This window comes from Arcobacter sp. F2176 (genome assembly GCF_004116465.1).
In the GTDB taxonomy this organism is placed as follows: Bacteria; Campylobacterota; Campylobacteria; order Campylobacterales; family Arcobacteraceae; genus Arcobacter; species Arcobacter siniprincipis.
Map to the genome: position 1 here is coordinate 311,327 of NZ_PDJV01000001.1, position 23,244 is coordinate 334,570.

Sequence of the window (23,244 nt, forward strand, 5' to 3'; positions counted from 1 at the left end):
AATTTAAAATAGAGTTCAATAACTCTATTTTAAATTGAGAAAAGTACAGTTTAACTGTACTTTTTCAATTTTTATGAAACAATTCCAGGATTGCCTTTTATTCCTATGATATCGGGAGTATCAATTTTTAAGTTTTTCACATGTTTTACACTATTTAAATATGTTTCAACTGTTTCCCATACTGGCTCACCTGGTGATTTAGCACCAACAGTTGACCAACCAGCAACTTGGTACTCTTTACCTGCTTGAAGTTTTTCACCATTTCTTGTAAGTGTAATATCTGAAATTCTATTACCCATTTGGGCTGTAGGATTGATTTTATAAGAGATTCCACCTGTTCTTACCATATCACCACCTTGTTGATAGAATGGATCTGGATTAAACAAGTTATCAGCAACATCTTCTAAAATAGCTTTAATATCTTTTCCTGTGATTCCTCTTCTATAAGTTTCAGGATAAGTCATAGCAGTTTGAGTAGCTAAATCATCAAAAGTAATTGCTTGACCAGGCATAACAGATGTTCCCCATCTAAATCCAGGAGATAGTGCTATCTCAGCATCTTTTACATCAACTAATGCATCACAAATAATTTGATCCCAAGAACCATTAAAATTTCCTCTTCTAAATAGAGTTTCATCAGTAGTTGCAATTTCTCTAGTTAACTCTTTTTTAAATGGAGCTCTTACATCTTCGATATATTTTTTCATCTGTTTATCTTCTGGAATCAAATCAGAAAAAATAGGTAATAAAGTAAATTTGAAATCTTTAATTTTACCATTTTGAATATCTAAATCTAAAACATTTAAGAACTTACCATTACTTCCTGCGTTACAAACATAAGTTGTACCTTCTTTATTTTTAACAGGAACAGCTTCAGGAACACCATCATGAGTATGTCCACCCATAATAAAGTCAATCCCTGTACAAACTTGTGCCATTTTTCTGTCTGTATCATAACCATTATGAGATAATACAATTACTGCATCTGGTTTTTCGCTCTCTTTTATTTCATTAACTAACTCTTGCATTCCATCTTTATTAATAGAAAAAGTCCAATCAGGAATAAATCTTTGAGGATTTGCAATCGTTGTATAAGGAAAAGCTTGTCCAATAATAGCAACTCTTGAACCATTAATCTCTTTGATTGTATATGGTTTAAAAGCATAACCTTTATCTTCATCATAAGCTTCTGCCGTACCATTAAATAAAGCATCTTCTTTTACTTTTACATTTTGAGCAAGGAACTCTGCATTTAGAAGTTTTACATTTTCTAATACTTCTTTAGCAGTATAAGTAAACTCCCAATGCCCAACAGCAATATCAACACCAAGTAAATTCATAGCACCAACCATATCTTTACCTCTTGTTTGTAAAGCTGTCCATGAACCTTGCCAAGTATCGCCACCATCTAATAAAAGAGTTTTATCAGCCCCAAAACTATTTTTCAAAAAGTCAACAACAGTTTTTATTTGAGCAAAACCACCTGTTCTTCCCATAGCTTTCGCATGTTTTTCAAAATTAACACATGTGTAAGCATATTCTAATCTTGGATTATCTTTTATTCCATAGTAATCTAAAAATTTTTCACCTACTATATGTGGTGGTTTACCTAAATTATCAAAAAAACCAAGATTTACACTTGGTTCTCTAAAATATACAGGTACTAATTGTGCATGACAATCTGTCAAATGAAGAAGTCTAGTATTCCCAAATGGTTTTAACTTATAATAATCTTCTAACTTATTTGTATTTGTCATTCTTGTGTGAGAATTAGCAAATACAGGAGCAGCACCTAATACTGCCATCATATAAACAAATTCTCTTCTACTTAGCTTACTCATATACCCCACCCTTTATATATTTATTTACCATCACCAATTACAGTGAATCCTAAAGAAGTCCATGCTTGCATTCCACCTCTATAGTATTTGATTTTTGAAGCTGGATAGCCCATTTTCAATAATGAATATTTTGCATTATTTACCATTGCAGGAGTTTGTCCACACCAATATCCATTACAATATAAAGCCAAAGTTTTTGCATTTGAAAAATCAAGTGTCCCATTATCTTTTTGAACAACTCCCATTTCATCTTCCATCATCTCAATTGCACTTTCTTTTTCATTAAAATTTGTATATGGAACATTTACAGCTCCTGGTATTCTTAATCTTACAAACCATCCTGGAGTTCTTGTATCAATAATTGCAATACTTTTATCAGTTTGTGCTTTTTTCATATAATCAATAAGTTCTAACTCTCCCAAAGTCTCTACCCCTTCTGATAAAATCATCGGTTGAGGCACTCCATTATCTGTTCTATTATAAAGTGATGTAATTTTATTTCCAACAGTTTGATTTCTCATTAGAGTAAATTTTTCACCATTTAAATTCATCTCAATAGATTTTACACCCTTTGAAATAGGCACAACACTTTCTGCAAATACCGAACTTATACACATAGTTGAAACTAGTGTAGCAATAGTTATTTTTTTTAAAATTGTCATACTACATTCCTTTGTTATTAATTAAATGAGAATACTAAAAAAAGTCAAGAAAAACTTGACTTAATTTATTTGAGAATTAATATTTAAGTCCATCACCTGGAACAGCTTTTCTCCAAGTTGATTTAGCTTCAACTGATTCCATTAAAGGAACGATTGCAAATCTACAAGCTCTCTCTGCTGCAAAATTTGTATCTAATACAGTTTTAGAAGGTTTTCCTTTAAAATCTTTAGGATTAACTTCTTTTGCACCTGTTTTAATTGCTTCTTCTACTGAAGTAATTAAAGCACTATTATTAACATCTAATCTTCTAAATTCTAAGCCATTTGCTTGTGCAATAGGATTATAAGTAGCAGCTGTTTTAATAACACTCTCAATTCCACTTTTTTCAACACTACAAACACTGTTTAAGTCTATTTTTGTAGCTGTTGCAATACTTGGTTCAGATGTACAACCGCCTAATATTGCAGCAATACTTGCCATTACAATTAATGTTGTTAATTTTTTCATAGTAAATACCTCCTACTTTCTTATATCTGGACCATCTAATTTCATACCATTTGACATGTATGACATAAAGAATAGCAACTCTTTCATATCTTTACTTGTATCACCTGGTGGAACTTGTCCTTGATCTTTAATACATCCAGACATTCTTCGCTCTAAAGTTCCTACGCCTTTCCATTTTAATCTATAAACTGGGAAATGAGTAACTTGTCCTAAAAATGGAGATAACTTTTCATTTCTAACTCTTTTACCTGATCCAGTCACATGACATTCAGCACAATTAAGTTTTAAGTAACCTCTTTGTGTATAATAATATTCTTTACCTCTTTCATATGCATCAGCTGCAGCTTGGCTATCAATTTTTACATCAATAATTTTATCTTCATCTTGAGCCGATTTTGCCATATAAGCCTGAAGTTTAGCCATATCACCTTTTTTTGTATTCCATGCTTTTTCACCATTTGAAGTTAGACATTCATTAACAGCTTGTGTTAGTGTAACAACTTGATTTCTTGCATCATCAAAATATGGATATTTAGATAAAGCATCAGGAGTTCCAAAACATGTTGAAAATGATTTACCATTTGCAAATGCCTTATTCCACAATACTTCACCTGCATCTATATCATAATCATAAGGTGGCATTTCTCTTAAGTCTTCATATTGAGCTTTTCCATCGATATTATAAGAGTAATTTCCTTTTGCAAAATCTTGAAACTTCAAATTTTTTGCAATTCCATGTTCCAGCTCATCATCAGTTGCATAAGGAAAGAATTCTGCTCTATTTTGTAATGGATCTTTAAATTTAGTTTCAAAATATTTAACTAATTCTATTCTATCTTTCTCAGCTTGTGCAGAAAAACTTGTTGCACTTAAAGTACTTTGAAATGTACCAACAGTTAAAGCAACTAAAGCTGTAGTTTTTGCAATTTTTAATAACATTTATATCTCCTTGTCATTTTTGATAACTACTCAGAAGAGTAGTTATTATTTAATCTCAACTGTATCAGTTTGTGTTTTACCTTTTAAATCAATCCATGTAAAAGTCAAATCATCCCCTGCTTTACCTTTAAACATAAATTTAACATATGGATTTTTAGATAAAAATTGACTTGTTGATACTTCATATACAACTTTTCCATTTGAAGTTGCTGTAATATTAGTAATAAAATTCACCTCTTTTTTAGCATTTTTTGCTTCTATATAACTTAACATTTCATGTTTAGCCATAGCTTTTACAGTAACTATACCGTTTTTCTCTTTTGCTTTTATTCTAGTTTTAGCCATTTTAATTCCTTTGAATCTTTTTATATTTTTTTATTTATTATTTGTGTAGTTGGAATAAAATCACCCACCACATCCACCAATAGTTACTTTAACTTCTTTAGAAGCAGAATATAATTTTCCACCAGATTCTACAACAGCTTTAACAGTTCCTGTTTTAGCTAATTTTATTCTAATTGAATAGTCAATAATACCACCTTCTGGTACAGTAAATACAGCAACTGTTGTTTCAGGATTTGCATCTTGAAATATTGCAACTTTTGAACCAGCTAGTTTTGAAGAAACTGTTACAGGAATTACCGCCCCATTTTCTGCAATATCAGGAGCTTTAAGTTTAACTTTTCCTTCAGTAGTTGAACTTGTTCCAAAAACTTCTTTAATCCCCTCATCTAATTTAACAGCAGTCCATGCTTTAGGTAGCGTTTTTCTAAAATCAACTGCACTTAATGTACTTGGTGCGAAAGAAGCTACAGCAACGGCACCAAATCCTAAACTTAAAAAATTTCTTCTATTCATGTTATTTCCTTTTAAATACTAATTAATTGTTTTTAAATAAGCAACTACTGCTTTTATTTGAGTATCACTTAACCACCCAGCTTTTCCAAATGCTGGCATTGATGTATTTGTTAATCCCCTTGCACTATAAATGTCAAATACTGTATCGTAAAGTGTTTTATCATCCCAATAAGATAATCCAGTCAATTTCGGCCCCATACTCCCTGGTCCATCAATATTTTTACCATTAACAGCATGACAGGCTAAACAATTTCCTAAATTCTTAGTATTAAAGATTTTTTCACCTTGTGCTACTAAATCAGCATTAGCAAGTACACTTGAAGCAAGTATACCAGTAACAGCTGATGCCATTAAAAAATTTCTAATTAATTTCATCTATTCTCCTTTTATTTACTTGAGTTAACCATATAGTCAACAACTGCTTTAAACTTTTCATCAGATAAGTCAGTACCACCTTTTGGAGGCATTGAATTTATTCCATTGATAGCATTTTTATAAACAGCTTCCATACCTTTTTTCATAACATTTGTCCAAGCTTCTTTGTCTCCAAGTAATGGAGCACCTATAGCTTCATTACTATGACAAGTACTACAAGAAGTTTCATAAACAGTTTGTGCCACAGATTTTTCTTTTCCTTTTTCTTCAGGTAAAGACTTTTCTGTAGAAATTGGTGGAACAAAGCCTGTAATATTTTGTTTTATATGAACAGGTTCTGGTTGTATACAGTTTGACATACATCTCTCCCCTTGTGCTAAAGGGGGTCTTTGCTCTTTTAAGTCATGTCTGTCTGGACTAACAGGATAAAAGCCATCCGTATTGTTCATTTTAATACCATTAAAGTTATGTTTACCTAAAATAAATTCATCATCCATTTCTTTTCCACTAACTTTAATATCATTAACTGATAATAAATAAGCAGTGATAGCATAAACTTCATCATTACTTAAACTTTTTGGTGCTGGAAAGGGCATAGCCGTTTTTATATACCAAAATAGTGTACTAGCATATGGCCAATAAGAACCAATAGTTTTTCGTGGAGCTTCATTACCCGTTAATCCTAGTTGGTATTTTAAAGTTCCCATTCCACCTTGTAATGGAGGATAACCTTTTCCACCCACACCAAAATCACCATGACAAACAGCACATTGAGAATCATAAAGCTCTTCACCTTGAGAAACTGAACCCTCACCTTCGGGTAAATCTTTATTATCCGGTTTAATATCAACATTCCATGCTTTTATTTCATTTGCACTTGGAGTTCTTCCATATTTAGAAAATCCACTTTCATCTTGAGGATTTACATGATATTGAGTATATTTATTATTAACAACTGGATAAATAACTGCACCATCAACATTCTTTTTTAAAGTAGTAGAATCAGAACTTGGAGTATCTAATTCTACACATCCTGTTAAAATTACTGCAGTTGCTAAACTTAAGCCTATTAATGTTTTTTTAACTTCTAATGTGAACATTATTAACTACTCCTTTTGATGTAACTTCCCAACCTACGATAGGATTTCTATGATAAATTCCTTCAACCCCAACTTTTGATACTAATTTATCAATAGAAGGTTGAATATGTCCAGAATCATCAATTGCCCTACTTAGTAAAACTTTCGGATTTCCATCCCAAGTTATAATATAAGAAAATCTTGTCCAAGACTTAGGGAGTATCAATCCTTTAAAATAAGCTTCTACCCAGTTTTTACCTCCATCTAAAGAAATGTCAACAGTTTTAATGGTCCCTCTTCCAGACCAAGCGATACCAGTAATTTCTACTTTATCACCTATTTTTAAATCAGTCCAAGGAACCTCAGGACATGGAGAAGTTATTATTGAATTTACTTCCATTGGCCAGAAAAATTCAATTGCCTTACCACTTGGTTGTAACATTGTATATTTTGAAGTTTCTTCTTTTGAGTGCCATGGTTTACTATCGAACTTAAGTCTTTTTAACCATTTTACATTTAGATTTCCTTCCCAACCTGGAACTAATAATCTCACAGGATAACCCTGCTCTGGTCTTAAAGGCTCACCATTTTGCCCCCAAACAATCATTGCATCATCTAAAACTTTTTCAATAGGAATACTTCTTGCCATCTCAGAATCATCACTTCCTTCAGCTAACATCCATTGTGCTTCGGGTTTTAAACCTAAATCTTCTAATATAACAGATAATCTTACCCCTGTCCATTCGGCACTACTCATCATACCTTTTACAAATTGTAAATTATTAAATTGTGGTCCTCTCCATCCAGTAGAACCATTGGCAGGACACTCAATAAAATATATTCTTGACTCACTTGGATATCTTTTTAATTGCTCTAAAGTTAAAACCAATGGTTTTTCAAGAAGACCATGGAGCATAAGTCTATATTTACTTGGATCAACTTGTGCAATACCACTATGACTTCTACAAAAAAATAAACCGTTTGGAGTGATTATTCCTTCTTGTTGATGCAATGGTGACATTGAAACTGTTGCATACCTATCACCTGAAGATAATAAATCATGAATTCTTCTAATATTATTATGTTCATATGGTGAAGGAAAACCATAAAGATTTTTATCAAGTCTATCCCCTAATTTTGTTCCCCACTCCACTTGATTAACTATATTCAAATCATCAGCTTTAAGTTTAACTGGAGCCAAAATATTAGCAGCAGTAATTGCACTAGCAGAATATATAGCAGTTTTTTTAAAAAAATTCCTTCTACTTATTTTATCATCTTTTTCAAATGGAATTTTTTCTAAACTGTCAGTCTTAGTTGTCATTCATACTCCTTAATATAATTATCAAGTATAAATAATAATTATCTATAAACAAAATTTATAAATAAAATTACCTAACCTTATACATATCATAAATAATAATTATATAACTTTTAGTTATATAATACTTCTCATATTATTGCTCATTTTTATTGCTATGTCAATTATTTTTGTGGAATTTCATAAAAAAATGTAATATGCTATGCTAATGCTATGTTCGGGCTTAAAAACAACTATTTGTTGACTTATAAAGTTGTTTTTTTTCTTCATTATGCTACTATTTCTTCTCAAAATTTGGAGGGATAAATGAAAAATATAATAAATTATGAAGATTCATTAAATATCTTAAATAATGTTTTTTTAGAAGAAAAAATTAAGGAAAAGTTATTTTTAACAAACTCATTAGGAAGAATACTAGCAGAAGACATCATTGCAAGTGAAAACTCACCAGCTTTTGTTACATCTGGAATGGACGGTTATGCCATCAAAAGTGAAGATCAAAAATTAAGCACTATCAAAATAACAGATGATAACCCAGCAGGAAGTGTTATTGAATCAAAAGTTGAAAATGGAACTTGCATAAAAACATTTACTGGCTCTTTGATGCCAGAAGGTGCAGATACTCTTTTACCAGTTGAAAATATTGAAGTAATAAATAATTCTATAAGAATCAATCAAAAAGTACCCAAAGGTTTTGCAGTAAGAGATATTGGTGAAAATTATAAAGAAAATGAAGTTTTATTAAAAAAAGGTACTCAAATAGGTTTTGCAGAGATTGGAGTAATAGCTTCACTTAATATATCACAAGTAAGTGTTTATTCTCAAGTGGTAGTAAGTATTGCAAGTACAGGAAGTGAAATACTAGATATTGGAGAAGTTCAAACAAATATATCACAAATAAGAAGTTCAAATCATCTTACCGTTGAAGCCTTAGCTAAAAGAGCTGGTGCAAAAACTATTCAAATGGGAACAATTAAAGATGATATGGATTCAATTACCCAAATGATGAAAACAGCTTTAAATAACTCGGATATAGTTGTTACCACTGGTGGTGTATCAAAAGGTGATTATGACTTTGTACAAGATGTTGTAAAAGAGAAACTTGGAGCTGAAGTTTTATTCCATGGAGTAACTATTAAACCAGGAGGTCCAATATTAATAGCTAAAAAAGACAATAAGATAATTATCTCCCTTCCAGGATTTGCATATAGCTCAACAGTATGTGCTATTTTGTATCTACTTCCTATGATTTATAAATATGAAGGTTCTAAAAAAGAACTTCCTATAGTAAAAGCCAGAATAAATCAAGACTTTCCTGTAAAAATAAAAAAGACTGTGTTTACAGCTTGTAATGTTAAATATGAAAATGGTGAATATACTATTGACTTTGAAGGTAAAAAACAAGGAACAAGTGCAATATTGACAAATCTTTTAGGAAGCCCTGCTTTACTTATACAAGCTAAAGATAGTGATGACATAAAAGCTGGTGATTTTGTTGATATATTATTATTAAATGAGTTGAACTAATGTTTGAACACTTAATAATCATCTTAATGGGAATAGTATTTTTAATAATACTTCCTATTATGTCAACAATCAAATACTGGAACTATAAACCTTATATGAAATATGCACTTTCTTTAATATGGATATCATATATTGTAATAGCTTATGAAGTTTTTTTTCCAAGAGAAAGTTATTATATTAATAATCTAAATAAATTCTCAAATATAACATTTAGTAAAGAGATAAAAGTAATCAAAAAATACACTTCTTTTTTAAATATAGAAGGTGAATATTCTTCTTGTGCAATATTTGAAATACCAAATAATGATAAAGCACTTTTAAATAATCTAATAGAAGATAAAGTAACTACTTTACCAAATATGAACAATAAATGCTCTAACATTATAAATAAAGAGTTTAAGAATAATAATCTAGTAACTTTTAAATCAATTGATGAAAAAAATTATAGACAATGGGGTTTTTTGAAAAACTCTAATAAAGCCTTTGTTTATTACAAATCATTTGGGATGACTAAAAAATAACTCTACTCCAACTCTATCAATGCTTCTATTAAAGAAGCATTGATAATCGAACAAATAAATTTAACTGTACCACTCCAACCTATATATTCAACCAAATCATCCACTTTTTCATATTTTTCTTCAACACTTGGGTCAGAATTTATTAATTTAAGTATCAAATTAAAAATATCATTATCATTTATTTTACAAAGTTCTAAAATATTTGTTTGAACTTCTAAATTCCCATATGCATTATTCTCTTCTTCTTTTGTAAAGTTTTCAACCAGATTTCCAAAAATTTGTAAAGTTCTTCTTAAGGCACTTTTTATTAATTCCATTTTATAACACAAATCAACTTTTGAGGAATAAGACATTTGAGGTAGTTCAGCTTTTGCTGATACTTGTGCTAATTTAACTTTGAGCAATTTATCCAAGGTATCTTCCAAAATAGCCACAGATACAATCATAACCTCTCTATCGTTCTTATTTGCTATTTTTTTTGTATATATTTTCATATTTTGTGTAAATCTTCTATTTACATCTAAGCCCTTGTCATATATCATATTATTTTACTATGAGCAACATGTTGCTCCTTTTTTAGGAAACTTGATTCTATATAGATGATAGACTATTAGTATTAACATAAATAAAGAAGCTAAAGATTTCAAAAGGCTTGTCTCATCCATATCACTAGAAATAGATAGTAATTCCAAGTGTTCAAAATAAAAATCAAAGGCAAATCCAAAGACTAATGATAATATAGCAATAACACTTACATAAATTATCAATGATCTTCTACCTAACATTTTATATACAATACTCATAGTAACAGCACTAGTAGCAGGTCCTGCTGTTAAAAATATAAACACAGCCCCTGCACTCATTCCTTGAAGCATAAGTGCAGCTGCAATTGGTAAAGATGCTGTTGCACAAGTATATAAAGGAATAGCAAAAACTAAAATAACAAAATAAGTTAATATTTGGTTATCAAACAGAAATTTTGCATACTCTTGAGGAATAAATGTTGTAAAAAGTGCCCCTAAAATAAGTCCTATTAATAAGGATTTTGCCATATCAGAAAAAAGAGTTCCATAACCATAAGCCAAAGCCTTTTTTATAGAAAAACCTTCTTTAGTTTTTGATGAGCTATCACAACAACTAGAACCACTACAACAAGAATCTTCTTTTTTAGTAGTTTCTTGTGCTTTAAAGGTAGGATTAACTGCAAAACTTGAGTTTGGAGTAAAAGCTTGAAATTTTGGTTTCTCATCAACCGCTTCCTCTTTTTTCTCAAAAAAGTTTTGTATAAGTCCTACAATTATGGCGATAACTACAGAAGAGACAACTCTAAAAATAGTAAATACAATACCAAAAAAAGAAAAAGTAGCTAATATAGAATCAACACCAGTTATTGGAGTTGAGATTAAGAAACTCTGAATTGAGCCCTTACTTGCACCCTCTTTTTTTAATCCTTGTGCCAAAGGAATAACAGAACAAGAACAAACAGGTAATGGTATTCCAAAAATTGTTGCTTTTATAACTGACATGGTTGAGTTTTTACCCAAATGAGAAGATATAAAATCATCAGGGATTAATTGTTTTAAAATCCCTGCTATAAAAAGTCCAACTATTACATAGATACTCATTGCATCTAATAGTTTTAAAAAATTTGTTGTAAATTCTAATATTAAGTCCATTTATTCACCTAACAGTTTACTTTCATCAATAGTTTTCTTAGCTTTTACACCCAGCTCCTCAAACTCTTGAGCCCTTCTTAGAAGATTTCCTCTTCCAACACTTAACTTATTGATAGCTTCATCATAAGATTTTTTACTTCTATCGATATGTATACCTATATTTTCTATATCTTTTACAAAAGAGGCAAATTTATCATATAAATCAGCTGCTTTTTTTGAGATTATCAAAGCATTTTCATTTTGATGCTCATATCTCCAAATATTCTCTATTGTTCGTAAAGTCACAAACAAAGTTGAAGGAGAAACAAGCATAATATTACTTTCAAATGCTACTTTAAAAAGATTGCTATCTTTAGAAGCTGCTAACATAAAAGCCCCCTCAATAGGAATAAAAAGCAAAACAAAGTCTAAAGTTTTCAAATCACTTATTTCATCATAGTTTTTAGAACTTAGTCCTTTTATATGAGCATAAATAGATTTTGTCAAATCTTTTGCATATTTCTCTTTTTCTATTTCCTCCTCACTCTCCACATAATTTGTATATGCAAGAAGTGAGACCTTTGAGTCAATTATTACATCTTTATCCTGAGGAAGATGCACTATTACATCTGGTCTTAGCCTTTTTCCCTCAACATTTGTAAAACTTCCTTGTGTCGAGTACTCTACTCCTTCTCTAAGCCCTGTTTGTTCTAAAATCTTAGATAAAATCATCTCACCCCAGTCACCTTGGGTTTTATTCTCACCTTTTAATGCTTTGGTTAGATTAACTGCATCTTGAGATATCTGATTATTTAAATCTTTTAGATTTTTAATCTCTGTTAATAATGTAACTCTTTGTTGTGTTTCATCATTATAAATATCATTTACCCTCTTCCCAAAACTATTAAGTTGCTCTTTAAAAGGATTTAGTACTTGATTTAGATTTAGTGATGACTTTTTTGAGTTCTCTTCAAAAAGTTTATTTGCCAAAGATTCAAACTCTAACTTCATTTGTTTTTTAGAGTCCTCTAAAAGCTGAAGTTTTTCATCATAAGACTCTACTCTTATTTTAAACTCACTATTCATAGCCTTTTTAGACTCTTCATATCTAATCTTTTCATACTCTAGTCTTTGAAGTATCTCTTTTTGTATAGACTCTTTTTCATAAACTAAAGTTGATAATTTTTTCTCATAAACTAATCGCACAACAATGTATGTGATTAGTATTGATATAAAAACTACAGTCAAAAAGATTAGAATTTCATTAGACATTTAAATTAAATTCATCTTTCAATGCATTTTCAGCTTCTGAATGTACATCATAACCCAACTCTTTAAATCTCTCTACCAATGGTGGATGAGAATAATAAAAGAAAATATATATAGGATGAGATAAGGGAAATGACTTATTCTCATTTGCAAGTTTTAATAAAGCACTTACTAAATCCTCTTTTGTTTGAAGATTTGAACCAAACTCATCAGCTGCATATTCATTATGTCTAGAAATCAAAGACATCAAAGGCATAAGGAAAAACGAAAATATAGGTGAAAACATCAAGAATACTGTAATAATCGCATATGGTTCATTTGAAATATTAAGCCCTAAAAAGATTTCATCTCCAAGATTTCCAAATATTGTAAAAAATATAAACATAATAAAGCCCATAATTCCAATATTTTTCAAAATATCACCATTTTTAAAGTGTCCTAATTCGTGACCTAAAACTGCCAATAATTCATTATGAGAAAGTTTTTCAATCAAGGTATCAAATAAAACTACCCTTTTAGTACTTCCCAAACCTCCAAAATAAGCATTTAGTCGATTGTCTCTTTTACTTGCATCAACTGAAAATACACCAGAACTTTTAAATCCTACTTCATTTAGAAGGTTATTGATTTTTTCTTCTAGTTCTTTATCTTTCAAAGGTTCAAATTTATCAAACATCTTATCTCTAATCACTGGATAAAGCATATTTATTAAAATAATTACTGCAAAAATAAAAATAAAACCCCAAATCCACCACATAGGAAAAGATTGGATTATAAAAGAAATCGCAGCAATAACAATAGATCCAAAAACTAAAAATAAAACACCTGTTTTAAGCGTATCCATAATATATAATTTTGCTGTCATATTAGAAAAACCATATTTTTTATTTAATTTAAATGTTGAATATAAGTCAAATGGCAAGCCTAAAATCCAATTTATGATAATAAACGCATCTACAAAAATAATGGCCTTCAACCAAAGTTCTTGAGTAGTGATGATTGAATCTAAAAATCCTAATCCAAATTTTATCCATAAAAAGAAGATGACAAAGTCATATAAAGTAGAAAGAATTGCAACTCTTTCTTTTTCAATAGTATAGTTTGCTGCTGTTTTATATTTATCATCTGAAAGTATTACAGGTTTCAGATTCTTTGCATTTTGTACAAATCCAACTTGCATAAATGAAGTATAAATATTAAATAAAAAATAAAAACAATAAGCAATAACAAAAGTTCCTAACACAAAATATCCTTTTATAATTTTAGATATTTTATCTACTTGTAACTTGCATAGTAGTAAAAAAAATATAGTAGTTAATAATTTTTTTCCAAGCTATTAAATATCTCTTTTATTTGTTTTATATCTTTATGTTCATCTGTCATATAAATAATCTCAAAATTATCTTGAAAAGACTCTTTTGTCCAGTTTGCACTTCCAAAAACTGCTGTACTTTTATCAAACAATGCCAGCTTTAAATGATTCTTTTTCTCTAATACTTTGTATTTAATACCACTATTTTTTATTAATTTATTGATTTTATCACTTTTCTTAAATTTAGATTTATCTAGATACAAGTTTATAATAACTCCTCTTTTTGAAGCTTTACTTAAGCCATTTATAAGCTTTTTATACGACAAATTATACATAGAGATATCTATCGAACTCTTAGAATTATCTATTAATGAGATAATTTTTTCACTTGATATCTTTGCATCTTTAGGCAAAAAATAAATTTTACTACTAGCAAAACTAGAAGAAAAAAGAAGAAATAAAACTAAAAAAATCTTACTCATTTTTAAATACTTCAAACATTTCATCTGGTATTTTTGATGGCTTTTTATTTTTCAAATAGACAACTTTTACATCCATTTCAAATATAACTTTTTCATCTCTAATTATCTCTTGATGTAAAGTTAATGATGCAGCTTTTTTTTCAATAAGTTTAGTCTTAATAAAAAGTTCATCTCCAAAAACTGCTGGACTTATATAGTTTGCTTCAAGTGATTTCACTACAAAAAACTCACTCTCTTGATGGGGAGTTAATCCCTTTTGAAAAAACAACTCACTTCTAGCTCTTTCACAAAAGCTTAAATAATTTGAGTGATAAACAACCCCACCACAATCCGTATCTTCATAATATACTCGTATTTTCAATTTTATTCCCTTTTTATATTCAAATTACTACTTACTTTTTTCATCTTTTTCATGGAGTTCTTTGATTGTTTCGTAATCATTTTTTCTAAAGTAAGTTAAGATATCAATTACATCTTCTCTTGTTCTTCCAAGTCCTAGTAAAGTCTCTGCTCCTAGTCTTAGCGCACCTTCAGAAGATACTGGCATTGCCCAAGATACTCCATGTTTGACTAATAAGTCTCTTGTTTTCATACTTTTTGTTCTTGAAAGTATACGTAAATATGGATATTCATTTCTAATATGCGAAATAATTTTTACTGTTGTATGGTGATTTTCGATTGTAAGAATAACTGCTTTTGCATTTTCTAAGCCTATCCTTGTAATAAAGTCTAAATCACTCAACTCCCCATAATATACAGCTCTTCCCTCTTTCTCACCTATTTCAACTCTTTTTGCATCTATATCAAAAGCTACAAAAGGTATATTTGCATAATCAAGCATAGTAGCAGTTAATCTTCCAACTTCTCCATATCCTGCGATAATCACACCTTCCCACTCTGTTTTAGGCACATATGCTGATTTTATTTTTATAGGAGATGTATCAAATTTAAGTGCAAGTTTTTCACTTAAATTTACAAGAAGAGGAGTTAAAAGCATACTAATAGAGATAATTGTAATACTTGCTACAAAAAGTTCATCGCTTATACCTCCAACTGCTTTCATTGCACCAAATACTACAAAGCCAAACTCTCCACTTTGTGCTAAGAGAAAGGATACTGATATCGCAGTTGATTTTTTATATCCCATAAAAACCATAAAAGCAAAAAGTGCTACAATCTTTATTGACATAATAACAACTAAATGTTGTAGTAAAATTAAAGGTTTATCAACCATAGCTTCTAAATCTATAGACATACCAACAGCAACAAAAAACATAGCCATAAGTAACCCTTTATAAGGCTCTACATATGCTCTGATTTGATAATGATATTTAGAATTTGATAAAATCATACCCATAATAAATGCCCCAAGTGACATAGAAAGACCAGAATGTTCCATAGCCCAAGCTGCAAATACTACAGCTGTTATCACAAAAAAGAAAAAAGCATCTTTATTTTGATGTTTTGCCAAATAATCTAATAATTTTGGTACAACATATTTACCAAATAAAGTTAAAGCAACAATTGAGCCAATCGCAATCAATACTTCTATCCAAATTGACTCACTTGATGATACTTGATTTATTGCTACAATTGGAACTAAGGCTAAAAGAGGAACTACTGCTAAATCTTGCATTAATAAAATAGAAAAGCTAGTTTGTCCCTCTGGGGTATGAGTTATCCCTTTATCTTGCAATATTTGCATTACAAAGGCTGTTGATGAAAGAGCAAAAGTAGGAGCGATAAGTAAAGCTACTTGCCAAGATTTTGCATAAGATACGGCATATAAAAATATGAAAAATCCTGAAAATAATATTTGTGCGCTTCCTAATCCAAAAACCTCTTTTCTCATACTCCAAAGTTTTTTAGGTTGCATCTCTAATCCAATAACAAAAAGTAAAAGTACTACACCAAATTCTGCGATATTACGAACAGATCCTACTTCTTTTGTCAAAATTGGTCCAGGAGAAAATGGTCCAACAATTATACCAGCTATTAATAGACCTAAAATACTACCAAGCCCTAGTCTTTTGGATAGAGTTACTAAAATTGCAACTATAGTAAAAAGATATAGAAGAGAGCTTAATAAATGACCATTTGACATTAATTTCCTTATTAAAATTTTTATTTTTTTTCTTATTTAATATTTAGGTATTGTATTATAAATAAAGTTTCTTCAACTTTAAAATATATTCTTATTATATACATATATTTTAGTCATGATATAATAAGAATATAATTTTTTATAGGAGATTTTATGGAAGACTTTAGTTATTGTAATCCAACTCAAGTAGAATTTGGAAAAGATAAAGAAAAAAAAATTGGTGAATATATTAATTCAAAAGATGTTAAAAAAGTACTTATATGTTATGGAAGTCAAAGAATAAAAAAAGATGCTTTGTATGACACTGTTGTAAATAGTTTGAAAGAAAATGGTATTGAGTATATTGATTTTGGTGGGATTATTAGTAACCCCACTTTATCAAAAGTAAATGAAGGTATAAAAATTACTAAAGAAAGTTCTATTGATGGTATTTTAGCTATTGGTGGAGGCTCTGTTCTTGATAGTGCTAAAGCAATCGCCGCAGGAACTTTTTATGATGGAGATGTTTGGGATTTTTTTATAAAAAAAGAAGTTATTAAAAAGGCTTTACCTGTATTTGATATTATGACATTAGCAGCAACGGGTAGTGAAATGAACTGTTTTGCTGTGATTACAAATGAAGAGACAAAAGAAAAGTATTCAATTTTTTCTTCACATGTTTACCCAAAAGTATCAGTTATAAATCCATTACTTATGCAATCAATTTCAAAAGAATACTTAGTATATTCAGCAGCTGATATCATAGCTCATAGTATAGAAGGATATTTTACTGCAAGTGCTCAACCAACTTTTTTAAATAGACAAATAGAATCTATAATTAAAACAGTTATAGAAACAACAGAAATTTTAATAGATAATCCAAAGGATGATAAAATAAGAGGTGAATTTGCATGGGCAGCAACTAATGCACTAAATGGTACTACATTTTTAGGAACAGCTGGATATACCTTTCCTAATCACATGATTGAGCATACTTTATCTGCACTTCATAATGTGCCTCATGGAGCAGGATTGTCTGTTGTTATGCCAGCATGGATGAAATGGTATTATAAAAGAAATGAAAACCAATTTACTAGATTTGCAAAAGAAATTTTTGGTTTATCAACTGCAATTGAAGGCATCGAAGCCTTAGAAAATTGGTTTAATAAAATTGGAACTCCTACCAAATTAAGTCAACTAAATATTAAAGAATCTGATTTAGAGAAAATCATAGAAAACACTAATAAAAGTGCAGAACATTTTGGCCTTGGCGATATTTATACAAAAGAAGCATTAAATAAAATAATGTCTACTGCATTATAAAAAAGGGGAAGGGATAATATTCCTTTCCAAAATTTTCACCTAAATACTTTTAATTAAATTGAGTTTATAATTTATTTGAGTCAGAATAGACTATAAGTCTAACTTTATAGTGTTGTCTTTTAAGATTTTATATTTAATGCTATTTTCGTGTAGTACATTAATGATTTTTTTTACTTCATCCATAAGTGAATTAATATCAGTTTTAAAGTAATTACTGATTTGGAAACATTCTTTTGCGTAGCTGTATTTATAAATGTCACAGTCTAAAAATTCTAAGATTTTTTTGTCTAACATGAATAACTCCTTTTTTGATTTTTTACTATTTAATTTTAATACAATAACAAAAAGAAAGCAAATTTTTTAATTAATTTTCAAGATATATTTTGATTTTTATATTTATATTCTGTTAATAATATAGCAAATAAGTAGAAGTTATGTATAAAGTATTATATTTTTTACATAATTTAACCTTTTTTGATTTTATAAAACTTATAATAATCAAAAAGGTTAAATATTATTTTTTAAGTCTAATTGTTTTTACAATTTTCTTCTCTTATAGTATTAAGAGATTCAAATACTATATTAATATTATTTTCTACTGATTCAGTTACTTCAAAAATCTCATCATTAGATGCACCTTTAGCATATAAGTCTACTGTTTTTTGTACAAGTTCATGAACATGTTTATGAGCTTCTTTTAAATTAGCCCAATCTTTTGTCTGATTAAAAGTAGTATCTTCATGTTCATCAATCCATTTTCCAAGATTACATTCATGATGGGTTTTAACTTTAAAATTATTACCTTTTCTGCACTCTGAAAAATTAATATTTTTAAATACCAAATGGTCAGATTTTAATTTATTTACATCAAATATAAGGTTTTCATCACATATTCTTTTGCTAGCATTTTTGTCAAAGCTAGTTCTATTTATAGCATTTTGCAATTGTGAAGCAAGGTCTGATGTCACTTTTGACATCTCATTTATTGATGTTGCTAAAGCTGCATTTTGTTGTGTTGCTTGATCTAAAGAGTTAACAGTATCACTTATTTGACTCATAGCTGATTCTTGCTCTTTTGTTGCAGTTGCTACATCTTCAATAAGTTCTATTGTATAAGTTATGCTCTCATTTAATTGATTATAACCAGTAATCATCTGATTTGAAATATCTTTACTTTGACTTGCTTTTAAAGTTGCATCTTCCACTAAAGTTTTTATCTCTTTTGCTGCTTCTGCACTTCTAGAAGCTAAGTTTCTAACCTCTTGTGCAACTACTGCAAAACCTTTTCCAGCCTCACCCGCAGTTGCTGCTTCTACTGCTGCATTTAGACTTAAAATATTTGTTTGAAAAGCTATTTGATCAATTATAGAAATTGATTCATTAATCGCACTTACTTTAGAACTTAACTCTTCCATTGCTGCAGCTGTTTTAAAAGCAAGTTGTTTCCCATTCTCATTTGATTCACTTACATTTTTTGTATATTGTGACATTTTAGTTGCTGTTTCACTACTACTTTGAATAGTTGAAGATATCTCTTGAATAGCAGCTGCTGTTTCTTCTAAAGAAGCTGCTTGTTCATTTGAAGAAGTACTAAGTTTACTTGATGCACTTGATAATTCAAAAGCACTTGATGTTAATTTATTATTTGCATTATCAATTAAACACATTACTTCATTGATTGTTGATTGAGTTACTTTTATTCCATCAAAAATAGAACTAAGAGTTCCTGTTAGTTTTACATCTGGTATTTGTGAATCATAATTAGCATGTGAAAGATTAATCAAAACATCAGAAACCATCAATAAATTAGTTTGAAATACACCAATCATTGAGTTTACTTCATCTACAAGCTTATTAACTGATGTTGAGTGAGCTTTTGTTAATACTCTTTCATTTAATAAACCTTTATTAACTTTTTCGATGATTAAATTAGTTTCATCAATTACTTTAATATCAAGTTTATTACCCCTATCTAAATCGTCTAAGTAGTTATTGAAACTAGTTACAACACTTCCAATTTCATCATTTGATTTAACTTCTATTCTTGTTGTTTCATTTGTAGTATGATTAACTAAACTATCAATAGAATTTTTTAAATTACTTATAGGAGAAAGAACAGTATATTTTAAAGTAAAATAACTTCCTATCATTGATAAAAATAAAGAAATAAACAATAAAAGTAAAGCTTGCCAAATAATATCAGAAGCTCCATCTATTGATACATTAACTACATCATGTTTTCTACCAAGTAAAGCTATTCCTAAATCTTTGCCTTTGAAATCCTTTATTTGACTAAAAGTATAAAAATACTTTGAGTCATCATAATAACCATTTTTAAGAAGTTTGTTAAAATCTATATTTTTAGAATCTTTATAAAATTCTTCATTTAAGAATTTTTGAGAAACTATGTAATTACTTATTTTTTGTAATTTCGAAGTATCTGCAACTGCTAATTTTGAGTCCATAAGTAAAATGAAAGCATCACCATTTTTATCAAAAGCTTTTGCAACAGAGTTAATACCCTGCATAAATTCTAATGAACCAACATGTTCATTATCTTTTGTAAAAATAGGAACAACAGATCTTATGCTTAGACCAGCTTTCCCTACTTCTAAAGTATTTACAACTTTTTTATTTTTATTTACTTCGACAACACTATCTCTAAAAGAAGATAAGTCGTCTCCAAATTTATTTGGAACCCAAGATCTTACAAAAGATTTATTATCTTTTGTATGAATATGTACCTTTATATTTTTAAAAGGTGTTGATTCTTTCATCTTTTTTGATAGACTTGATAAGGCACTTATTGCTAATTCTCGATTATTATCAATAAGTGACTGTTGAATCATAGAATCATTTGCTATTGATATCGCATTTGAAATACCAACTTCTAACTTTCCTTCAATTTTTAAATCAGAGGTTTGTCTCAAATCACTTATGGTCGTATTAAGTACATCATCTTTTATAGAGTTTTTCTTTATATTCAAGATGAAGAAACTAATACTAATCATAATAATAGCTAATCCAATCGTCATAAATAAGAATTTTTTTGAAATTGTCAACTTATTCATTATTATACTTCCTTTAAAAAATTATTTATTTGGATTGTACACTTTTTAATAATAATTATTACTTATAATACTAACTAATAATTTTAATTTTTTAAATTCTTTTTAAGTTTTTTTCAATAATAATCTCTTATATTATTATCCCATTGGATATAAAATATCACTTTGAATTGTTTTGATTTCTTCTAAAGTATTATTATCTAAAACAATATCTAATGCTTTTAAGGAATCATCTAATTGTACTAGTTCTCTTGCACCTATAATAGTTGAAGCGACAAAATCATGTTGTTTTGACCAAGCAACTGCAAGTGTTACTGGACTTATACCAAGTTTTTTCGCTAAATCCATATATTTGGCAGTTGCAGCCATAGTTTTGTCATTTACAAATCTATTTGCCATAGCTTGCACTCTTTTACTTTTATTTTGAATATAAGAAGAAAATCTAGCTCCTTCAGGATAAAATCCTGCATTATATTTTCCACTTAAAACCCCACCAGCCATTGGAGAATAAGGAAGTAATGAAATTTGTTCTTTTCTACAAATCGTACTTAGTTCATCTAAAAATCTTGGATTGAGAAGTGAAAAGTTATTTTGAATAGATTCAAATCTTGCTATATTGTTATATTTTGAAGCTTCATTTGCTTTTGTTAAGCCGTAAGCACTATCATTAGAAGTTCCTATATATCTTACTTTTCCTTCTTTAACTAACTCATCAAAAGCTTTTAAAGACTCTTCAATAGGTACAATAGTATCTGGCCAATGCATTTGATAAAGATCTATATAATCAGTTTGAAGTCTTTTTAAACTTCCTTCTATAGCTTTTTTAATATGAAAAGAATCAATTGCTGTTAAACCATGTCTTGTAGGTGGGACAAACCAACCAGAAGCTGCTCCTGCAACTTTTGAAGCTAAGATAACAGAATCCCTAGGTTTTGTTTTTAACCATTCCCCTACTATCTCTTCAGTTAATCCACCTAAATCAGCGGTTGGTGGCACAGGATATATTTCTGCTGTATCAAAAAAGTTTATTCCACTTTCATAAGCTTTATCCATGATTTTAAAAGCTTCTTCTTTATTAGTAGTTGTACCAAAAGTCATAGTTCCTAAACAAATATCAGTTACTCTAAGTCCTGTTTTTCCAATGTATTTATAATTCATAGTAATACCTTTTAAAATTTTAAACTATTATATTACCATTAAAATTACTATTCCATTATACATATCTCATTTTTAACAATATCTTTGATAGTATTTATCGCTACAATGCCTACAACACAAGTAGTACAAACAATGAAAAAATATGATAAATAATAATAAATAATCTCTTTGTTTATAGAATAAAGTAACAATGTAGAAATTGTCATAGAAGCAAGAGGAAAAGTAAATGCCCACCATGAGATAAAAAACTTTATTTTTAAAAAATTTTTATACATAAAAAAAAGTAATAAAGTAAAAAATAGTCCTAAATTGAATAATACAATAGAAAAGACATCTAAACTACTAGTCAATTTATAATAGGCTAAAAATCCTACACTAGGAGGAGCTATAAGTATAAAAAGTGTTGGCATAAACTTCTGAGTAAATTTGTCATGAAAAATGATTCTATTTAGTATTATAGAAAACATGATTATCCAGAAAAAAATCCCAATAGAGAAAAAATACATTAAAACATTTTCACTAAGAAAATCAATTCCTGCAATAGGAATTACTAAATTTCCAATAATAGGGATAAACCAAGCTGGACTTGAGTGTTTTATATTTAAAGGTGTATTTATCCAAAACTTGAAAGTATAAAATGTAAAAAATAGTTGTAAAACTGTTCCAATAGTAAATAAACTATGTGAAACTTGAATATTAAAAGGTTTAAATAACATAGATACAAGAATAAAAGATATAGAAATAGCTGTAAAAAAGTTTATTCTAGTGGGATGTGAAAATTCTGCTTTAACTTCTTCATCATATTTCATCATTTTTATAAAATATATAATTAATATTATAAAAAAAATTATAATTGTAAAAAATGAAAATATTTCATAAAATATTTTGTTTATTCCTAAAACTTCATTTGCTTTGCTATAAACTAAACTTAGTCCCGATAAACCCATAATAATGGCAAACATTGTTACAGGAAAAGACTTCAATCTGTTTGGAACAAATTTTATAGTTTCATTATCCATTTTTAGCTACCCTTCTTTTTAAGGAATGATTATGGCAAAGAAAAAAGAGATTATAGATTTTCGAAATAAAGATATAACTTATAATATAGAAGGTATAAAATACAAAGTTTTACTTCTAAATAAAGCTAATATGAATGTTGAATTATCTTGTTTTGAAAAAGAAAAACTTACACAAAATAAAACAATCCCTTTCGCTCATCTTCCAAAATCTATTAAGTCCTTAATAAAACCAAATAACAAATAA

At 28.8% G+C, this 23,244-nt stretch carries 24 protein-coding genes; 4 read left to right on the forward strand and 20 right to left on the reverse strand.

What is annotated here, in order from left to right:
* Positions 1–71 precede the first annotated feature (71 nt).
* The 9 genes from soxB to soxC all read right to left on the reverse strand — a co-directional run bounded on the left by soxB (position 72) and on the right by soxC (position 7,586).
* The gene (gene soxB / locus CRU95_RS01405; protein ID WP_129099361.1) at positions 72–1,841 is read right to left on the reverse strand and encodes a thiosulfohydrolase SoxB; all 1,770 of its coding nucleotides are present in this window, start codon (positions 1,839–1,841) and stop codon (positions 72–74) included.
* A 20-nt stretch (positions 1,842–1,861) separates the two neighbouring features.
* Positions 1,862–2,503: a rhodanese-like domain-containing protein gene (locus CRU95_RS01410; RefSeq protein WP_129099362.1), complete on the reverse strand. Its 642-nt coding sequence runs from the start codon at positions 2,501–2,503 to the stop codon at positions 1,862–1,864.
* Positions 2,504–2,579: 76 nt separating this feature from the next.
* Complete coding sequence (locus tag CRU95_RS01415) at positions 2,580–3,011, reverse strand: hypothetical protein (protein WP_129099363.1); 432 nt, start codon at positions 3,009–3,011, stop codon at positions 2,580–2,582.
* A gap of 12 nt (positions 3,012–3,023) precedes the next feature.
* Positions 3,024–3,950: a sulfur oxidation c-type cytochrome SoxA gene (gene soxA, locus CRU95_RS01420; protein WP_129099364.1), complete on the reverse strand. Its 927-nt coding sequence runs from the start codon at positions 3,948–3,950 to the stop codon at positions 3,024–3,026.
* A 45-nt stretch (positions 3,951–3,995) separates the two neighbouring features.
* A complete protein-coding gene (soxZ, locus tag CRU95_RS01425) occupies positions 3,996–4,295 on the reverse strand; it encodes a thiosulfate oxidation carrier complex protein SoxZ (protein ID WP_129099365.1) in 300 nt (99 codons plus the stop codon).
* A 60-nt stretch (positions 4,296–4,355) separates the two neighbouring features.
* Positions 4,356–4,808 carry a thiosulfate oxidation carrier protein SoxY gene (gene soxY / locus CRU95_RS01430; RefSeq protein WP_129099366.1) on the reverse strand — a complete coding sequence of 151 codons (453 nt, stop codon included), beginning with the start codon at positions 4,806–4,808 and terminating at the stop codon, positions 4,356–4,358.
* An 18-nt stretch (positions 4,809–4,826) separates the two neighbouring features.
* Positions 4,827–5,183 (reverse strand): sulfur oxidation c-type cytochrome SoxX, encoded by a 357-nt coding sequence (gene soxX, locus CRU95_RS01435; RefSeq protein ID WP_129099367.1) that lies wholly within the window; start codon positions 5,181–5,183, stop codon positions 4,827–4,829.
* A gap of 11 nt (positions 5,184–5,194) precedes the next feature.
* Positions 5,195–6,283: a c-type cytochrome gene (locus tag CRU95_RS01440; protein WP_129099368.1), complete on the reverse strand. Its 1,089-nt coding sequence runs from the start codon at positions 6,281–6,283 to the stop codon at positions 5,195–5,197.
* Positions 6,264–7,586 (reverse strand): sulfite dehydrogenase, encoded by a 1,323-nt coding sequence (soxC, locus tag CRU95_RS01445; RefSeq protein ID WP_129099369.1) that lies wholly within the window; start codon positions 7,584–7,586, stop codon positions 6,264–6,266. The genes CRU95_RS01440 and soxC overlap by 20 nt, the downstream gene beginning before the upstream one ends.
* A 303-nt stretch (positions 7,587–7,889) precedes the next feature.
* On the opposite strand from soxC, the gene CRU95_RS01450 reads away from it, so the two are divergent.
* Both CRU95_RS01450 and CRU95_RS01455 read left to right on the forward strand, forming a co-directional pair.
* Positions 7,890–9,110 (forward strand): molybdopterin molybdotransferase MoeA, encoded by a 1,221-nt coding sequence (locus CRU95_RS01450; protein ID WP_129099370.1) that lies wholly within the window; start codon positions 7,890–7,892, stop codon positions 9,108–9,110.
* Positions 9,110–9,631: a hypothetical protein gene (locus tag CRU95_RS01455; RefSeq protein ID WP_129099371.1), complete on the forward strand. Its 522-nt coding sequence runs from the start codon at positions 9,110–9,112 to the stop codon at positions 9,629–9,631. Before CRU95_RS01450 ends, CRU95_RS01455 begins: the two co-directional genes overlap by 1 nt.
* 2 nt (positions 9,632–9,633) lie before the next feature.
* Here CRU95_RS01455 and CRU95_RS01460 read toward each other — a convergent pair whose 3' ends face one another.
* The 7 genes from CRU95_RS01460 to CRU95_RS01490 all read right to left on the reverse strand — a co-directional run bounded on the left by CRU95_RS01460 (position 9,634) and on the right by CRU95_RS01490 (position 16,453).
* Entirely contained in the window at positions 9,634–10,173 is a 540-nt protein-coding gene (locus CRU95_RS01460) for a hypothetical protein (RefSeq protein ID WP_129099372.1), read from the reverse strand.
* A gap of 9 nt (positions 10,174–10,182) precedes the next feature.
* Complete coding sequence (locus CRU95_RS01465) at positions 10,183–11,307, reverse strand: SO_0444 family Cu/Zn efflux transporter (RefSeq protein ID WP_129099373.1); 1,125 nt, start codon at positions 11,305–11,307, stop codon at positions 10,183–10,185.
* Positions 11,308–12,558, reverse strand: coding sequence for a DNA recombination protein RmuC (locus tag CRU95_RS01470; protein ID WP_129099374.1), 1,251 nt, complete (start codon positions 12,556–12,558; stop codon positions 11,308–11,310).
* On the reverse strand, positions 12,551–13,798 hold the full coding sequence (locus CRU95_RS01475; RefSeq protein WP_129099375.1) for a M48 family metallopeptidase: 1,248 nt from the start codon (positions 13,796–13,798) through the stop codon (positions 12,551–12,553). The genes CRU95_RS01470 and CRU95_RS01475 overlap by 8 nt, the downstream gene beginning before the upstream one ends.
* A gap of 71 nt (positions 13,799–13,869) precedes the next feature.
* Entirely contained in the window at positions 13,870–14,349 is a 480-nt protein-coding gene (locus tag CRU95_RS01480) for a phospholipase D-like domain-containing protein (RefSeq protein ID WP_164969700.1), read from the reverse strand.
* Positions 14,342–14,710, reverse strand: a complete 369-nt coding sequence (locus tag CRU95_RS01485) for a YbgC/FadM family acyl-CoA thioesterase (RefSeq protein ID WP_129099377.1) — start codon at positions 14,708–14,710, stop codon at positions 14,342–14,344. Before CRU95_RS01485 ends, CRU95_RS01480 begins: the two co-directional genes overlap by 8 nt.
* A 27-nt stretch (positions 14,711–14,737) precedes the next feature.
* Complete coding sequence (locus tag CRU95_RS01490) at positions 14,738–16,453, reverse strand: cation:proton antiporter (protein WP_129099378.1); 1,716 nt, start codon at positions 16,451–16,453, stop codon at positions 14,738–14,740.
* A gap of 153 nt (positions 16,454–16,606) precedes the next feature.
* Here CRU95_RS01490 and CRU95_RS01495 point away from each other — a divergent pair, with 153 nt between their 5' ends.
* Positions 16,607–17,755, forward strand: coding sequence for an iron-containing alcohol dehydrogenase (locus tag CRU95_RS01495; protein WP_129099379.1), 1,149 nt, complete (start codon positions 16,607–16,609; stop codon positions 17,753–17,755).
* A 90-nt stretch (positions 17,756–17,845) separates the two neighbouring features.
* Here CRU95_RS01495 and CRU95_RS01500 read toward each other — a convergent pair whose 3' ends face one another.
* The 4 genes from CRU95_RS01500 to CRU95_RS01515 all read right to left on the reverse strand — a co-directional run bounded on the left by CRU95_RS01500 (position 17,846) and on the right by CRU95_RS01515 (position 23,000).
* Positions 17,846–18,049 carry a hypothetical protein gene (locus CRU95_RS01500; RefSeq protein ID WP_129099380.1) on the reverse strand — a complete coding sequence of 68 codons (204 nt, stop codon included), beginning with the start codon at positions 18,047–18,049 and terminating at the stop codon, positions 17,846–17,848.
* Positions 18,050–18,282: 233 nt separating this feature from the next.
* Positions 18,283–20,826: a methyl-accepting chemotaxis protein gene (locus CRU95_RS01505; RefSeq protein ID WP_129099381.1), complete on the reverse strand. Its 2,544-nt coding sequence runs from the start codon at positions 20,824–20,826 to the stop codon at positions 18,283–18,285.
* Between the two features lie 135 nt (positions 20,827–20,961).
* The gene (locus CRU95_RS01510) at positions 20,962–21,981 is read right to left on the reverse strand and encodes an aldo/keto reductase (RefSeq protein ID WP_129099382.1); all 1,020 of its coding nucleotides are present in this window, start codon (positions 21,979–21,981) and stop codon (positions 20,962–20,964) included.
* Between the two features lie 47 nt (positions 21,982–22,028).
* On the reverse strand, positions 22,029–23,000 hold the full coding sequence (locus tag CRU95_RS01515) for an SLAC1 anion channel family protein (RefSeq protein WP_129099383.1): 972 nt from the start codon (positions 22,998–23,000) through the stop codon (positions 22,029–22,031).
* Positions 23,001–23,031: 31 nt separating this feature from the next.
* Here CRU95_RS01515 and CRU95_RS01520 point away from each other — a divergent pair, with 31 nt between their 5' ends.
* Positions 23,032–23,244, forward strand: a complete 213-nt coding sequence (locus CRU95_RS01520; protein ID WP_129099384.1) for a hypothetical protein — start codon at positions 23,032–23,034, stop codon at positions 23,242–23,244.

Bases quoted from the DNA above. Each gene is read 5' to 3' on its own strand.
- soxB (WP_129099361.1), bottom strand. From the start codon at position 1,841: ATGAGTAAGCTAAGTAGAAGAGAATTTGTTTATATGATGGCAGTATTA.
- CRU95_RS01410 (WP_129099362.1), bottom strand. From the start codon at position 2,503: ATGACAATTTTAAAAAAAATAACTATTGCTACACTAGTTTCAACTATG.
- CRU95_RS01415 (WP_129099363.1), bottom strand. From the start codon at position 3,011: ATGAAAAAATTAACAACATTAATTGTAATGGCAAGTATTGCTGCAATA.
- soxA (WP_129099364.1), bottom strand. From the start codon at position 3,950: ATGTTATTAAAAATTGCAAAAACTACAGCTTTAGTTGCTTTAACTGTT.
- soxZ (WP_129099365.1), bottom strand. From the start codon at position 4,295: ATGGCTAAAACTAGAATAAAAGCAAAAGAGAAAAACGGTATAGTTACT.
- soxY (WP_129099366.1), bottom strand. From the start codon at position 4,808: ATGAATAGAAGAAATTTTTTAAGTTTAGGATTTGGTGCCGTTGCTGTA.
- soxX (WP_129099367.1), bottom strand. From the start codon at position 5,183: ATGAAATTAATTAGAAATTTTTTAATGGCATCAGCTGTTACTGGTATA.
- CRU95_RS01440 (WP_129099368.1), bottom strand. From the start codon at position 6,283: ATGTTCACATTAGAAGTTAAAAAAACATTAATAGGCTTAAGTTTAGCA.
- soxC (WP_129099369.1), bottom strand. From the start codon at position 7,586: ATGACAACTAAGACTGACAGTTTAGAAAAAATTCCATTTGAAAAAGAT.
- CRU95_RS01450 (WP_129099370.1), top strand. From the start codon at position 7,890: ATGAAAAATATAATAAATTATGAAGATTCATTAAATATCTTAAATAAT.
- CRU95_RS01455 (WP_129099371.1), top strand. From the start codon at position 9,110: ATGTTTGAACACTTAATAATCATCTTAATGGGAATAGTATTTTTAATA.
- CRU95_RS01460 (WP_129099372.1), bottom strand. From the start codon at position 10,173: ATGATATATGACAAGGGCTTAGATGTAAATAGAAGATTTACACAAAAT.
- CRU95_RS01465 (WP_129099373.1), bottom strand. From the start codon at position 11,307: ATGGACTTAATATTAGAATTTACAACAAATTTTTTAAAACTATTAGAT.
- CRU95_RS01470 (WP_129099374.1), bottom strand. From the start codon at position 12,558: ATGTCTAATGAAATTCTAATCTTTTTGACTGTAGTTTTTATATCAATA.
- CRU95_RS01480 (WP_164969700.1), bottom strand. From the start codon at position 14,349: ATGAGTAAGATTTTTTTAGTTTTATTTCTTCTTTTTTCTTCTAGTTTT.
- CRU95_RS01490 (WP_129099378.1), bottom strand. From the start codon at position 16,453: ATGTCAAATGGTCATTTATTAAGCTCTCTTCTATATCTTTTTACTATA.
- CRU95_RS01495 (WP_129099379.1), top strand. From the start codon at position 16,607: ATGGAAGACTTTAGTTATTGTAATCCAACTCAAGTAGAATTTGGAAAA.
- CRU95_RS01500 (WP_129099380.1), bottom strand. From the start codon at position 18,049: ATGTTAGACAAAAAAATCTTAGAATTTTTAGACTGTGACATTTATAAA.
- CRU95_RS01505 (WP_129099381.1), bottom strand. From the start codon at position 20,826: ATGAATAAGTTGACAATTTCAAAAAAATTCTTATTTATGACGATTGGA.
- CRU95_RS01510 (WP_129099382.1), bottom strand. From the start codon at position 21,981: ATGAATTATAAATACATTGGAAAAACAGGACTTAGAGTAACTGATATT.
- CRU95_RS01515 (WP_129099383.1), bottom strand. From the start codon at position 23,000: ATGGATAATGAAACTATAAAATTTGTTCCAAACAGATTGAAGTCTTTT.
- CRU95_RS01520 (WP_129099384.1), top strand. From the start codon at position 23,032: ATGGCAAAGAAAAAAGAGATTATAGATTTTCGAAATAAAGATATAACT.